General features: G+C 69.2%; 12 protein-coding genes. 6 read left to right on the forward strand and 6 right to left on the reverse strand.

Annotation, left to right across the window (positions count from 1 at the left end; translation table 11 throughout):
• Nucleotides 1-35 precede the first annotated feature (35 nt).
• From G5B56_RS01825 to G5B56_RS01850, 6 genes are all read left to right on the forward strand, one after another.
• Nucleotides 36-2,267, forward strand: a complete 2,232-nt coding sequence (locus G5B56_RS01825; protein WP_164962140.1) for an ABC transporter substrate-binding protein — start codon at nt 36-38, stop codon at nt 2,265-2,267.
• A gap of 1 nt (nt 2,268) precedes the next feature.
• Entirely contained in the window at nt 2,269-3,252 is a 984-nt protein-coding gene (locus G5B56_RS01830; protein ID WP_009857271.1) for an ABC transporter permease, read from the forward strand.
• 13 nt (nt 3,253-3,265) lie between these two features.
• Entirely contained in the window at nt 3,266-4,714 is a 1,449-nt protein-coding gene (locus tag G5B56_RS01835) for an ABC transporter permease (protein ID WP_009857272.1), read from the forward strand.
• Nucleotides 4,711-6,543 (forward strand): dipeptide ABC transporter ATP-binding protein, encoded by a 1,833-nt coding sequence (locus G5B56_RS01840; RefSeq protein ID WP_029718455.1) that lies wholly within the window; start codon nt 4,711-4,713, stop codon nt 6,541-6,543. The genes G5B56_RS01835 and G5B56_RS01840 overlap by 4 nt, the downstream gene beginning before the upstream one ends.
• Before the next feature lie 444 nt (nt 6,544-6,987).
• Nucleotides 6,988-9,897, forward strand: a complete 2,910-nt coding sequence (locus G5B56_RS01845) for a TonB-dependent receptor domain-containing protein (protein WP_164962141.1) — start codon at nt 6,988-6,990, stop codon at nt 9,895-9,897.
• Nucleotides 9,898-10,007: 110 nt separating this feature from the next.
• A complete protein-coding gene (locus G5B56_RS01850; protein WP_138938842.1) occupies nt 10,008-10,469 on the forward strand; it encodes a hypothetical protein in 462 nt (153 codons plus the stop codon).
• Between the two features lie 60 nt (nt 10,470-10,529).
• On the opposite strand, the gene G5B56_RS01855 is transcribed toward G5B56_RS01850, so the two are convergent.
• From G5B56_RS01855 to G5B56_RS01880, 6 genes are all read right to left on the reverse strand, one after another.
• Entirely contained in the window at nt 10,530-11,288 is a 759-nt protein-coding gene (locus G5B56_RS01855) for a 3-hydroxyacyl-CoA dehydrogenase (RefSeq protein ID WP_164962142.1), read from the reverse strand.
• Nucleotides 11,289-11,343: 55 nt separating this feature from the next.
• Nucleotides 11,344-12,000 carry an adenylate kinase gene (gene adk, locus G5B56_RS01860; RefSeq protein WP_164962143.1) on the reverse strand — a complete coding sequence of 219 codons (657 nt, stop codon included), beginning with the start codon at nt 11,998-12,000 and terminating at the stop codon, nt 11,344-11,346.
• 127 nt (nt 12,001-12,127) lie between these two features.
• Entirely contained in the window at nt 12,128-12,871 is a 744-nt protein-coding gene (kdsB, locus tag G5B56_RS01865; protein ID WP_009857278.1) for a 3-deoxy-manno-octulosonate cytidylyltransferase, read from the reverse strand.
• Nucleotides 12,868-13,065: a Trm112 family protein gene (locus tag G5B56_RS01870; RefSeq protein WP_009857279.1), complete on the reverse strand. Its 198-nt coding sequence runs from the start codon at nt 13,063-13,065 to the stop codon at nt 12,868-12,870. The genes kdsB and G5B56_RS01870 overlap by 4 nt, the downstream gene beginning before the upstream one ends.
• Nucleotides 13,062-14,081, reverse strand: coding sequence for a tetraacyldisaccharide 4'-kinase (gene lpxK, locus G5B56_RS01875; RefSeq protein WP_009857280.1), 1,020 nt, complete (start codon nt 14,079-14,081; stop codon nt 13,062-13,064). The genes G5B56_RS01870 and lpxK overlap by 4 nt, the downstream gene beginning before the upstream one ends.
• The gene (locus G5B56_RS01880; protein ID WP_009857281.1) at nt 14,081-14,503 is read right to left on the reverse strand and encodes a biopolymer transporter ExbD; all 423 of its coding nucleotides are present in this window, start codon (nt 14,501-14,503) and stop codon (nt 14,081-14,083) included. The genes lpxK and G5B56_RS01880 overlap by 1 nt, the downstream gene beginning before the upstream one ends.
• Nucleotides 14,504-14,509: the final 6 nt, after the last annotated feature.

Below are 14,509 nucleotides of genomic sequence, written 5' to 3' on the forward strand. Positions count from 1 at the left end.
CCCCCCGAGGCCGGCGCCGCGAGGAGTGCGACCGCATGCGCGGGAATTCGATCGTCGTCCGTCTCGGGCTGGCCTTGGGCCTGGCCGCGGCCCTGCTGTCCGCAGGCTGCAACAACAGCCCGTATCCCGCCGGCGCCGAACGCGAGAACACGATGTTCTACTCGTTCGACGAGCGCTCGCCGCGCTACCTGGACCCGGTGGCCTCCTACGCCAACCCCGAGTCGGCGTACACCTACCAGATCTACGAGCCGCCCTACGGGTACCACTACCTGAAGCGGCCGTACACGCTGATCCCGAAGTCGGCGGCCGAGGTCGCCAAGCCGCGCTACCTCGACCGCGACGGCCGCGAGCTGCCCGACAACGCGCCGCCGGACCAGATCGCCGAGAGCGTCTACGACGTCAAGATCCGGCCGGGCATCATGTTCCAGCCGCACCCGGCGTTCGCGCGTGACGACCAGGGCCGGCCGCTGTACCTGAACCTCACGCGCGAGCAGCTCGGCGCCAAGCGCTCGCCGCTGGAGTTCGAGCACCAGGGCACGCGCGAGCTCGTCGCCGACGACTTCGTCTACGCGCTCAAGCGCCACGCGACGACGCGCATCGAGGCGCCGGTCTTCGCGATCTTCTCCGAGTACGTGATCGGCCTGCGCGAGTACGCCGACATGGTCAAGCGCGAGGACGCCAAGCTGCTCGCCGGGCTGCCGCGCGACGCCCGCGATAAGCCCTTCCTCGACTTCCGCAAGTGGCCGCTGGCCGGCAGCACGGCGGTCGACAAGTACACCTGGCGCATCCGGCTCAAGGGCAAGTACCCGCAGTGGAGCTACTGGATGGCGATGCCCTTCCTGGCGCCCATCCCGTGGGAGGCCGACGCCTTCTACGCCCAGGACGGCATGAGCGAGAACGGCCTGTCGCTGAACCAGTGGCCGGTGGGCACGGGGCCGTACATGATGGTCGACTTCGTGCGCGACCGCCGCCACGTGCTGCAGCGCAACCCGAACTTCCACGGCGAGACCTATCCCTGCGAGGGCATGCCCGGCGACGCGGAGGCCGGCCTGCTGGCCGACTGCGGCAAGCCGATGCCCTTCATCGACAAGCTCTACGTGACGATCGAGAAGGAGAAGGTGCCGCGCAAGGAGAAGTTCAAGCAGGGCTACTTCGACGTGCCGGAGATCGAGCGTCCCGAGTGGGGCGTGGACTTCCGCAACGACGCCGACGACTCCGACGCGGTGCGCAAGCTCTACGAGGAACGCGGCTTCCAGTTCCCGCTGATGACCGACATCTCGAACTGGTACCTCGGCTTCAACATGCTCGACCCGGTGGTCGGCAAGGGCGACACGCCCGAGCAGCAGGCGAAGAACCGCAAGCTGCGCCAGGCCATCGCCATCGCCATCGACTGGGAGGAGGGCTACGGCCGCATCTTCAAGTCCAAGGGCGGCGTGGCCGCGCACTCGCCGGTGCCGCCGGGGCTGTTCGGCTCGCGCGAAGGCCAGCCGGGCTTCTACAACCCGGTGACGCACACGCTGGTCGACGGCAAGGTCGTGCGCCGGCCGATCGAGGACGCGAAGAAGCTGCTCGCCGAAGCCGGCTACCCCGGTGGCCGCGACGCGACGACCGGCAAGCCGCTGGTCCTGAACTACGACTTCCAGCGTGCGCCGACGCCCGAGAGCAAGAGCGAGAACGACTGGATGATCAAGCAGTTCGCCAAGCTCGGCATCCAGCTCGAGGTGCGCGCGACCGACTTCAACCAGTACCAGGACAAGACGCTGCAGGGCCGGCACCAGATCTTCTGGGGCGGCTGGCTGGCCGACTACCCGGACGCCGAGAACTTCCTGTTCCTGCTCTACGGCCCGCTGGGCCGCTCGCAGAGCCAGGGCGACAACTACGCCAACTACAACAATCCCGAATACGACGGCCTGTACCGCAAGCTGCAGTCGCTGGACGACGGCCCGGAGAAGCAGGCGGTCATCGACCGGATGGTGTCCATCGTGCAGCAGGACTCGCCCTGGTGCTTCGGCTACTTCCCGTGGGGCGGCCTGGCGTTCCAGCAATGGGTGCACAACGGCAAGCCCTCGATCCTGATCCGCGACATGGCCAAGTACTACCGCCTCGACCCCGAACTGCGCGCCAGCAAGCAGGCCGAGTGGAACCGGCCCATCGTCTGGCCGGTGGCGCTGCTGGTGCTGGGCCTCGCGGCGCTGGTGTGGATCGGACGGCGCAGCTTCAAGGCGCGCGAGACCGCGACCGCCCGCGGCACGGCGGAGGCCAACTGACATGGGTGCCTACATCCTGCGCCGTCTCGGCTACGGCCTGCTGATCCTCATCGGCGTCAACCTGCTGACCTTCTTCCTGTTCTTCACCGTCAACACGCCCGACGACATGGCGCGGCTGAACATCGGCGGCAAGCGCGTGACGCAGGAGCAGATCGAGAAGTGGAAGTCCGAACGCGGCTACGACAAGCCGCTGTACTGGAACTCCGAAGGGCAGGGCACCGAGCAGCTGACGAAGACCGTGCTCTGGGAGCGCTCGATCTCGCTGATGAAGGGCGACTTCGGCCGCAGCGACTCGGCGCGCTCGGTGGACATCGGCCACGAGATCGCCTCGCGCATGGGCGTGAGCCTGCAACTGGCGCTGCCGCTGTTCCTGCTGCAGCTGATCGTCAGCGTCAGCTTCTCGCTGATGCTGGTGTTCTTCAGGCACTCGAAGATCGACTTCTGGGGCGTCGTGCTCTGCGTGCTGATGCTGTCGATCTCGAGCCTGTTCTACATCATCGTCGGCCAGTTCCTGTTCTCGCGCGTGCTCAGGCTGGTGCCGATCTCGGGCTACGCGCCGGGGCTGGATGCGCTGCGCTTCCTGGCGCTGCCGATCATCCTGTCGCTGCTGGCGCGGCTGGGCGGCGAGGCGCGGCTGTACCGCGCGATGTTCCTCGAGGAGATCGGCAAGGACTACGTGCGCACCGCGCGCGCCAAGGGCCTGGCCGAGCAGGTGGTGCTGTTCCGCCACGTGCTGCGCAACGCGCTGATCCCGATCATCACCAGCGCCGCCGGCTACCTGCCCTACGTCTTCCTCGGCAGCCTGGTGTTCGAGAGCTTCTTCGGCATCCCGGGCCTGGGCGCCTTCGTCATCGACGCCATCGGCGGCCAGGACTTCGCGATCGTGCGCACGATGGTCTTCGTCGGCTCGGCGCTGTACATCGCCACCAACATCCTGCTGGACGTCGCCTACACCTGGGTCGACCCGCGGGTCCGCCTGAACTGAGCCGGGGAACGTCATGGGATTCAAGTTCGTCCTGCTCTGGACCGACCTGGCGCTGTGGGCGCTGTTCGCCGCGCTGGCCGGCTACACGATCCGCGTGCTGCGCAGCGAGCCGCTGCGCGCCACCTGGAAGAAGGTCTTCCGCGACCCGGCGGCGCTGTGCTCGGTGCTGGTGCTGCTGGTCTTCCTGTTCATCACCGCGCTGGACAGCGTGCATTTCCGCCGCCAGCTTGCCGATGCCCAGGGCCAGGCCTCGGGCCAGGTGTTCTACGAGACGCGCACCCAGTCGCTGCTGGACCTGGCGCTGGCGCGCCAGATCTCGATGCGCGAGTCCAGCTACTCCGAGCCGCTGGCCTGGCGCGCGCTGAACAAGCAGAGCGTCACGCGCGACGGCGTCACGCTGCGCGAGTTCCCCCGCCTCGAACACGGCGGCGTGCACCTGACGGACCCCGAGACGCAGTGGGCCGGTGACGTGTCCTCGCGCGCGCTGGCCGGTGCCGGCGGCGGCCTCGCCGTCGCGCTGGCGGCCGTGCTGCTGCTGTCGGCGGCGCTGGCGCGCAGCCACGGCGGCTTCGGCACCGCGCTGGCCGACCTCGCGGCCGACCGCACCGAGCTGCCCTGGCGCGCCGCGGCGATCACCTTCGCCGTGATCTGCGTGCTGGCTGGCGTCATCGCCGCGCTGGCCGGCCACTACCACGTCTTCGGCACCGACCGCACCGGCAACGACGTGCTGGTGCAGACGCTGAAGAGCGTGCGCACGGCCTTCGTCATCGGCACGCTGGCGACGCTGGCGACGCTGCCGCTGGCCATCGTGCTCGGCATCCTGGCGGGCTACTTCCGCGGCTGGGTCGACGAGGTCGTGCAGTACCTCTACACGACGCTGTCCTCGGTGCCCAGCGTGCTGCTGATCGCGGCCTGCGTGCTGATGGTGCAGGTCTGGCTCGACAAGCACCCCGACTGGTTCGAGACCGGCGTCGAGCGTGGCGACCTGAAGATCTTCATGCTCTGCGTGATCCTGGGCCTCACCGGCTGGTCGACGCTGTGCCGGCTGGTGCGCGCCGAGACGCTGAAGCTGCGCGAACTCGACTTCGTGCAGGCGGCGATGGCCTTCGGCGTGAAGCCCTCGCGCATCATGGCGCGGCACATCTTCCCCAACGTCGTGCACCTGGTGCTGATCACCACCGTGCTCAGCTTCAGCGACCTGATCCTCTACGAGGCCGTGCTGACCTACGTCGGCGTCGGCGTCGACCCGACGACCTCCAGCTTCGGCGGCATGATCAATCTCGCACGCAGCGAGATGAGCCGCGACCCGGTGGTCTGGTGGAGCTTCGCCGCGGCGTTCGGCTTCATGGTCGTGCTGGTGCTGGCCGCCAATCTGTTCGCCGACGGCGTGCAGCAGGCCTTCGACCCGCGCGCGCGCGCCTTCCGCCCGCGCCTGGGCTTCAAGAAGCGAGTCTCGGCATGATGAAGATCCAGGACCTCGAGGTCGTGCTCGACGCCGACGCCGGCCTCGTCAAGGCGATCGACGGGCTCAAGCTCGCGATCGAACGCGGCGAGACCTTCGCCCTCGTCGGCGAGTCCGGCTGCGGCAAGAGCATGACGGCGCTGGCGCTGATGCGCCTCTTGCCCGAGAACGGCCGCGTCACCGGCGGCCAGGTGCACATCGGCGGCGTCGACGTGCTCGACCTGCCCGAAGCCGGCATGCGTGCCGTGCGCGGCGGCCGCCTGGGCATGATCTTCCAGGAGCCGGCGACCAGCCTGAACCCGGTGATGAAGGTCGGTGACCAGATCGTCGAGGCCATCGAGACGCATACCGCGCTGCGCGGCGCGGCCGCACGCGCCAAGGCCATCGACTGGCTGCGCCGCGTCGGCATCCCGGAGCCCGAGCGCCGCATCGACGACTACCCGTTCCGCATGAGCGGCGGCCAGAAGCAGCGCGTGATGATCGCGATGGCGCTGGCCACCGAGCCCGACTTCCTGATCGCCGACGAGCCGACGACGGCGCTGGACGTGACGATCCAGGCGCAGATCCTCGACCTGCTGAAGGACCTGCAGCGCGAACAGCGCATGGGCCTGCTGCTGATCACGCACGACCTGGCGGTCGTCTCCGGCATGGCGCATCGTGTGGCGCTGATGTACGCCGGCCAGATCGTCGAGGTGGCGCCGGCGGCCGAGTTCTTCTCGCGCCCGCAGCACCCGTACGCCCAGGCCCTGCTGCGCGCGCTGCCGGCCGGCGACCGGCGTGGTGTCGCGCTCGAGGCGATCCCCGGCACCGTGCCGCCGCTTTGGCTGCAGTTCGAGGGTTGCCGCTTCGCGCCGCGTTGCGCGGCGGCGATGCCGCACTGCGCGACGACCTTGCCCGAGCTGGTGAACACCAGCGACACGCACCAGGTTCGGTGCCTGCTGCACAAGCCCGGGGTGCCGGCTGCACCGGAGCGGATCGTGCGGCCCGAGCTGCCGGTGCCGCCGCCGGTGCCGGCGCGCGAGACGGCGCCGCTGCTCGACGTGCAGGACCTGAAGGTGCGTTTCCCGATCCGCGGCGGCCTGCTGCAGCGCGTGACCGGGCACTTCGACGCCGTCGCCGGCGTGTCGTTCCAGGTCGCGCGCGGCGAGACGCTGGCGCTGGTCGGCGAGTCGGGCTGCGGCAAGACGACGACCGGCAAGGCCATCGTGCAGTTGCTGCGCCGCGTCGCGGTGACCGAGGGCCGCGCGATGCTCGACGGCCAGAACCTGTTCGAGCTCGACGGGCCGGCGCTGCTGGACGCGCGCCGCAAGGTGCAGATCATCTTCCAGGACCCGTTCGCGTCGCTGAACCCGCGCATGCGCGTCGCCGACCTGCTCGAGGAAGGCCTGATGGCCTTGCATCCGGACCTGGACGCGGCCACGCGGCGCGCGCGCATCGAGCGCCTGACCGACCAGGTCGGCCTGCGCCGCGACGCGCTCGAGCGCTACCCGCACGAGTTCTCCGGCGGCCAGCGCCAGCGCATCGCGATCGCGCGTGCGCTGGCGGTGCAGCCGCGGCTGATCGTCTGCGACGAACCCACGTCGGCGCTGGACGTGTCGGTGCAGGCGCAGATCCTCAACCTGCTGCGCGAACTCCAGCGCGAGCTCGGCGTCTCGTACCTGTTCATCACGCACAACATCGGCGTCGTCGAGTACATCGCCGACCGCATCGCGGTGATGCAGGCCGGGCGCATCGAGGAACAGGGAGATTGCGCCGACGTCCTGGCGCGGCCACAGCGCGACTACACGAAGACGCTGCTGGCGGCGGTGCCGCGACTCGTCACGGCCTGAAGACGCGCTGAACGGGGCTCCGACCGGCCTGCGCCATGGCGCAGGCCGGCCGCTCGCGTCCATCTTTTTGCCGCCGATTGCGGGCGGCCTCCCATGGTCGTGCGTACAAGCTGTCGCAAAGTGTTGCAGCGGCCCAACGTCGGCGCCAGATTGCGGGGGTGTGACAACCGGGTTGCCGGTGTGTAACCGCTATCGTCGCCCGATGGCTACGAGGGGCTGGCGCCGCGCGCTGCCTGGGCAATCCGGGTGGTGTCGTGCGCCAGCCTCGGCCAAGTGAACTGACCGGTTCGAGTTGCGTCATGACTTTCCCGTGCTGACCGGGCACATGACGCAGCTTGACAATCGGTTCACGGTTCTCCGGCGATGCCCGCAAGGCGGTTACACGGCACAGGGCTTGCTCGGGGACGAGAGTCTTTGGATCAACACACCACAGGAGTGAACTTAATGTTCAAGCGAACGAAGCTTGCAACCTGCCTGCTGGTCGCCTTTGGCGGCGGCATCGGCTTTTCGGCCTCCCCGGTTCTCGCCCAGTCGGCCACGTCGGCCGGCACCGAGCGCATTGAAGTCACGGGCTCTCGCCTCCGTTCGCTGGAAGGCGAATCGTCTTCCCCCGTCCAGGTCGTGACCGGTGAAGAGATCGCCAAGGCCGGCATCGTCAACGTCCAGGAACTGCTGACCAAGAATCCGACGGTCGGTGTCCCGGGCATCAGCCGCACCAACTCCAACTTCGCGACCTCCAGCGCCGGTGTCGCCACGGTCGACCTGCGCAACCTCGGCTCCGACCGCACCCTGGTGCTGGTGAACGGCCGTCGCTTCGTCGCCGGCGTCCCGGGCAGCGCGTCGGTCGACCTGAACACGATCCCGACCGAGTTCATCGAGCGTGTCGAGATCCTGACCGGCGGCGCTTCCGCGACCTACGGCTCCGATGCCGTCGCGGGTGTCGTCAACATCATCCTGAAGAAGAACTTCCAAGGCCTGAGCGTCAATGCTCAGCACGGCGTGTCCGACAAGGGCGACGACCGCAAGGACGTCTTCAGCATGACGATGGGCGCCAACAGCGAGAACGGGCGCGGCAACATCATGGCCCACATCGGGTTCTCCGATCAGGGCGCGGTGATGGCGCGCGACCATGGCGTGCCGTTCGACAACATCTCCCTGGCCTACACGACCCGTAAGCCGGAAGATGTCTTCAAGTTCGTCGGGCCTTTCTACTCCAGCTACGGCTCCAGCGGCCGTTTCTTCGGCGACAGCGGCACCTACACCGTCGACGCCAACGGCAACGTCGTTCCGTGGTCCACCAACGGCCCGGCCGGCGACGGTGTCGGCGCCTACGGCTACAACCGCCAGAACGATCGTTATCTCGCGATTCCGACCAAGCGTTTCGTCTTTGCCACCCAAGGCGAGTACGCGATCGACGACAACCACAGCGCCTGGCTCGAAGCGAACTACGCTCAGACGCAGACCAAGTCGCGTCTCGAGCCCTTCCCGCTGGACTCCGAAGCCCTCTTCCCCTCGTCGGGCGGGCAGGTTCCGGCCGAGTTCCTGGTCAACGGCTCGGTGGTGGTCAACCCGCTGATCCCGGCGGGCATCCTCGCCGACCTCGTCGACAACGACGGCGACGGCCTGCGTGACTACTTCTTCTCTCGCCGTCTGTCGGAGGTTGGCACGCGCGGCAACAAGGCCGACCGCGACACCTTCCGCATCGCGACCGGTCTGCGTGGCTCGATCTTCGACGGCTGGGACTACGACACCTACGTGTCCTACGGCGCCACCAAGGAGTCGCAGGTCTCCAGCGGCCAGGTCAACGTCCTGAACTTCGCGCAAGCGCTGCAGGCCATGACCGACGTCGACGACGTCGACGGCGACGGCAACACCACCGAAGCGGTCTGCATCAGCGCCGACGCCCGTGCCCAGGGCTGCGTGCCGGCCAACATCTTCGGTGCCGGCAACATCTCCGCCGACGCGCTGAAGTACATCCTCGCCCCGGGCATGCTGTCGACCTTCACGTCGCAGAAGCTGGCCGGTGGTGTCATCCGCGGCGAGCCGTTCGCGCTGCCGGCCGGCAAGGTCGGCGTCGCGGCGGGCTTCGAATGGCGCGAGGAATATGCGCGCACCGAGTTCGACGCGCTGCAGCAAGCGGGCCTGAACGCCGGCAACGCCATCCCCCGCACCGAAGGCTCGTTCTCGGTGCGCGAACTGTTCGCCGAGACGCGCATCCCGCTGGTCAAGGACCAGATCCTGGCCAAGTCGCTGTCGCTGAACGCCGCGATCCGTTCGTCGGACTACAGCACCGTCGGCCGCACCTTCAGCTGGACCACCGGCCTGGAGTGGGCGCCGACGCGTGACCTGCGTGTCCGCGCGACGAAGGCCCTGGCGGTTCGTGCCCCGAACATCAACGAGCTGTACTCGCCCGCGAGCCAGACCTTCCCGCAGGTCCAGGATCCCTGCGTCGGCGTGACGGCCACCTCGCCCGGCGCGCGTGACGATGCCTGCCGTGCCGACCCTGGCGTGGCCGCGAACATCGCCGCGAACGGCTCGTTCACGCTGAACCAGTCGGACGCGCAAGGCGTCAGCGGTTACGACTCCGGCAACCCGAACCTGAAGGAAGAAACGGGCAAGACCTGGACCCTGGGCCTGGTCTACGCTCCCAGCGCGCTGAAAAACGTCGTGTTCACCGCGGATTACTTCCGGGTGAAGATCGAAGACGCGATCACGAACGTGGGTCGTCAGACTTCGCTCAACCAGTGCTACGGCGGGGACACGTACTTCTGCCAGTTCATCATTCGTCGCCCGGCCAACATCGGCGCGAACAGCGCTGGTTCTCTTGAGTACGTCAACTCTCCGGCGACGAACAGCGGTGGTCTCTTCACCTCGGGTGTTGACCTGACGGCTTCGTACAGTGACCGTGTCGGTCCGGGGCGCCTGAGCGGCCGTATCGCTTACACGTATCTGGATGACGGCTACGAACTGCCGGTCGCTCGCCTGGGCACGAAGGACCCGTTCGTCGGCGAGATCGGAGCGGCTCGTGATCGTGCGGCGCTGTCCGTGGGTTACACCTACAAGGACTTCGCGATCAACACGACGACGACGTACATCGGCAAGTCCTACCTCGACGACCAGCTGTTCGGTCGCGGTGTGGTCAGCGTGCCGTCGTACATGCAGTTCGACTTCCAGGCCTCCTACACCTACGGCAAGGCGACCTGGTACTTCGGCATGGACAACGCGTTCAATGCCAAGGGCCCGAAGACGGACAGCAACGCGCTCCTGTGGGGCACGACCGGTGCCGGCACGGCTGCCGACGTTTATGATGCGATCGGCCGCCGCTATTACGCTGGCGTCCGCTTCGACTTGTAATCCGTCGTACTGTCGATTGGTAGTTTGCGCGTTCTCTCGTGGAACGCGCACTACCGGCGAAAGGGGTCGACCATGGGTCGCCCCTTTTTTTCTTTCAAGGGTGATTCGTGATGAAGTTTGCTTATTCCGGGCTGTTTGCGGTGCTGCTCTCCGTGGGGCTCGTGCCTGCGCACGCGGCGGCTTCCGGAGGCATCGCCTCGTGCCTCGAATTGGCCGACCGTGACGCGCGTCTGGCCTGTTTCGAGGCCGGTGCTCGCGAACTGAAGGGCGAGGAGGAGCGCAAGCGAACCGCCGAAGCCGAGCGCAAGACGAAGGAGTTCGGTTTGCCGAGCCCGGTCGTGCGTGAAACGCTTTCCAGCGTCAAGGTCCGGATCGTCAGCGAATTCGACGGCTGGCGACCGGGTGCGACGTTCAAGCTCGACAACGGTCAGGTCTGGGAGTTCATCGGCAACGACTCCGGCACCGTCACGCTGACCAACAACGAAGCGGTCATCGAGCGCGGCATGCTCGGCAGCTTCTTCCTGCGGATGGAAGGCGTTCGTTCAACGCCGAAGGTGCGTCGAATCCGCTGACATTGCACCGACCCGGCGGGGCCGTGCCATGCGGCACGCCGTGGTGCCGCCCGCCTGCTCTTACTTCGGCGCCAGCCGGATGGCCCCGTCCAGCCGGATCACCTCGCCGTTGAGCATGTCGTTCTCGACGATGTGCTGCACCAGCTTGGCGTAGTCTTCGGGCGTGCCGAGGCGGCTGGGGAAGGGCACGCCGGCGGCCAGCGCCTGCTGCACTTCGGCAGGCATGCCGAACAGCATCGGCGTGCCGAAGATGCCCGGCGCGATCGTCATGTTGCGGATGCCGTTGCGCGCCAGGTCGCGCGCGATCGGCAGCGTCATGCCGACGATGCCACCCTTGCTCGCGGCATAGGCCGCCTGGCCGATCTGGCCGTCGTAGGCGGCGACGCTGGCGGTGCTGATCAGCACGCCGCGCTCGCCGGTCGCCTCGGGCTCGTTCTTCGCCATCGCCGCGGCGGCCAGGCGGATCATGTTGAACGAGCCGACCAGGTTCACCTGGATCGTCTTCGTGAACGTCGCCAGCGGGTGCGCGCCGTCCTTGCCGACGGTCTTCACCGCCGGCGCGATGCCGGCGCAGTTGACCAGGCCGGCCAGCTTGCCGGCCGCGACTGCGGCATCGACCACCGCCTGCGCATCGGCCTCCTGGCTGACGTCGCAGCGCACGAAGACGCCGCCGATCTCGCGGGCGACCGCTTCGCCGCGTTCGACCTGCAGGTCGGCGACGACGACCTTGGCGCCGTGGGCCGCCAGCCGGCGTGCCGTGCCTTCGCCGAGGCCCGACGCGCCGCCGGTGACGATGAACACCTTGCCCTGGATTTCCATCCGTTGTCTCCTTCGCCTCTGACGGGCGTGCGGGGGAAAGAAAGGGCCGGGAGGATCAGCTCTCGAGCGCCGCGAACGCGCGCCCGGTGATCTCCTCGACCGTGCCGGTGCCGCTGATGCGGCGGTAGCGGGGGGCCTGCGCGTCGCCGGTGGCGGCCCAGGCGGAGTAGTAGTCGACGAGCGGGCGCGTCTGGCTCTGGTAGATGTCCAGGCGCTTGCGCACCGTCTCTTCCTTGTCGTCCTCGCGCTGGATCAGCGGCTCGCCGGTCTCGTCGTCGACGCCTTCGGTCTTCGGCGGGTTGTACTTGACGTGGTAGGTGCGGCCCGAGCCGACGTGCACGCGGCGGCCGCTCATGCGTTCGATGATCGCCTCGTCGGGCACGTCGATCTCGAGCACGACGTCGAGCTTGACGCCCGCGGCCTTCATCGCGTCGGCCTGCGGGATCGTGCGCGGGAAGCCGTCGAACAGGAAGCCGCCGGCGCAGTCGGGCTGCGCGATGCGTTCCTTGACCAGGCCGATGATGATGTCGTCGCTGACCAGGCCGCCGGCGTCCATCACCTTCTTGGCCGCCAGGCCGAGTTCGGTGCCGGCCTTGACCGCCGCACGCAGCATGTCGCCGGTGGAAATCTGCGGGATGCCGTACTTGCGGCAGATCTGGGCCGCCTGCGTGCCTTTGCCGGCGCCGGGCGCCCCCAACAGGATCAGTCTCATCGCTTCCTCGAGCTTTGTGGTGATGCTTGCTGCGGCCGGCGCTGCCGGGCGCGATTCAAAGGAGCGTAACACGCGCACTCCCGCGCCAGCCTGACGCCCGGGCGACCGGGCCGGGGCCGCCCGGCGTTCAGGCGAAGAGCGCGCGCACGCGCTCCAGGTCTTCCGGCGTGTCGACGCCGGCACCCGGCGCGTGGGCGGCGACGTGCACCGCGATGCGTTCGCCGTGCCACAGCACGCGCAGCTGCTCCAGCGACTCCAGCCGCTCCAGCGGCGCGGGCTCCAGCGCCGGGAAGCGGCGCAGGAAGCCGGCGCGGTAGCCGTAGATGCCGACGTGGCGCAGCGGCGCGGGCTCGGCCAGCGCGCCCGGCGCGCCGTCGCGCCAGCACGGGATCGGCGCGCGGCTGAAGTACAGCGCACGTCCGGCGGCGTCGAGCACGACCTTCACGACGTTGCGGTTGGCGAAGTCCTCGGCCGAATCGATGGCGTGCGCGGCCGTGCTCATCACGCAGTCCGGGCGCTCGTCGAGCAGATCGGCGCAGCGGCGCACCAGCGCCGGGTCGATCAGCGGCTCGTCGCCCTGCACGTTGACGATGCGCGCCGTGCCGTCCAGGCCCAGCAGCGTGCAGGCCTCGGCCAGGCGGTCGCTGCCGCTGGGGTGGTCGGCGCGTGTCAGCACGGCTTCGACGCCGTGCGCGGCGCAGGCTGCGGCGATGTCGGCGTCGTCGCAGGCGACGACGATCCGCTCGGCACCGGCATCGGCGACGCGGCGCGCGACACGCACGATCATCGGCAGCCCGCCGATGTCGGCCAGCGGCTTGCGCGGCAGGCGCGTCGACGCGAGGCGCGCCGGGATCAGGACCGTGAAGCTCACGGCGCGGGTGGCAGGTCCAGGCTGCGGGCCTCGGTCTCGAGCATCACCGGGATGCCGTCGCGGATCGGGAAGGCGAGGCGGTCGGCGTTGCAGACGAGGTCGGTGGGGCGCTGCAGCTCGTCGCGGGAGACTTCCAGCGGGCCTTTGCAGACGGGGCAGACGAGCAGGTCGATCAGACGGTGGTCGAGCGTCATCGGGTTCGCGGCGGCGCGATGAGGCGCAGCACGTCCTGAACGAGTGAATCGGGAAGCGCGAAGTCTAGCCCGACGACCCACACGCGCGTCCCGCCCGCGTTACGGCCGGCGAGCTTGACGGCGTCCTTCTCGGTGACCAGCACCTCCGGCGTGCCGGCCGGCCAGGGCAGGGCGGCGAAGTCGTGGTGGTCGGGCAGCGGCAGGCGTTCGATCTCCAGCCCGGCGGCCTCTAGCATCGAGAAGAAACGCTCGGGCGAGGCGATGCCGGCCAGCGCCAGCAGGCGGCGGCCGCGCAGCGTGGCCAGCGCGACGCCTTCGCCGCGACGGCCGGCCGCCCAGTCTTCCAGGGCCAGCGCGTCGCCCAGCGTGCGCGTCGCGCAGACGCCCGGCAGCGGCGTCGTCGGGGCCGGCGCGTTGTAGAGCACGAAGCGCCCGCGCGACAGTGTCGCCGGCATCGGCTCGCGCAGCGGGCCGGCGGGCAGCAGCCGGCCGTTGCCGATGCCGCGCTCGTCGAAGACGACGATCTCGGCGTCGCGTGCCAGGCGTCGGTGCTGCAGGCCGTCGTCGGAGACGAGCACGTCGACCTCCGGGTGGGTGGCGCACAGCGCACGCGCGGCGGCGACACGATCCCGGCCGACCCAGACCGGCACGCCGGCGCGGCGGCGGATCAGCAGCGGTTCGTCGCCGGCGTCGGCAGGCGAGGCGTCGGGCCGGACGTCGTGCACGCCGTCGCCGTCGCGGCCGAAGCCGCGCGAGATCACGCCCGGCGTGTATCCGGCGGCCTGCAGCGCGCGCACCAGCGCGATGACGGTCGGCGTCTTGCCGGCCCCGCCGACGATCAGGTTGCCGACGACGACCACCGGCACCGGGGCGCGTTGCGGCTGGACCTCGGCGGCGCGGCGCGACACGCCAGCATAGAGCGACTCGAGCGGCGCCAGCGTCGCCGCCAGCGCCGTGCGCCGCGGCCGCCACCAGTGGCGCAGCAGCAGCGCCTCGAGCCGCGCGGCCAGCGACATCAGCGGGCGCCGTTCGGCGTCTGCGAGGCGAAGGTCAGGCGCGAGAGCCCGGCGCGGCGCGCCGCGTCGAGCACGTTGATCACCGACTGGTGCGCGGCCATCGCGTCGGCCGAGATGATGACGACGACGTCCTGGCGGCCCTTGGCGGCGGCGCCGAGCGCGGCGGCCAGCTGCGCGACGTCTCGGCCGTCCACCGCCTGGCGGTCGATCGCGTAGCGGCCGTCGGCGGCCACGGCGACGATGATCTCGGCCGGCCGTTCGCGCAGCTTCTCGGCGTCGGCCGCCGGCAGCGTGATCTGCAGCTCGGTGAAACGCGAATAGGTCGTCGACAGCATCAGGAAGATGAGCACGACGAGCAGCACGTCGATGAACGGGATCAGGTTGATCTCCGGTTCCTCGGGGCGGCGGCGGCTGAAGCGCATCGTGGG

Source organism: Rubrivivax sp. JA1026 (assembly GCF_011065555.1).
In the GTDB taxonomy this organism is placed as follows: Bacteria; Pseudomonadota; Gammaproteobacteria; order Burkholderiales; family Burkholderiaceae_C; genus Rubrivivax; species Rubrivivax benzoatilyticus.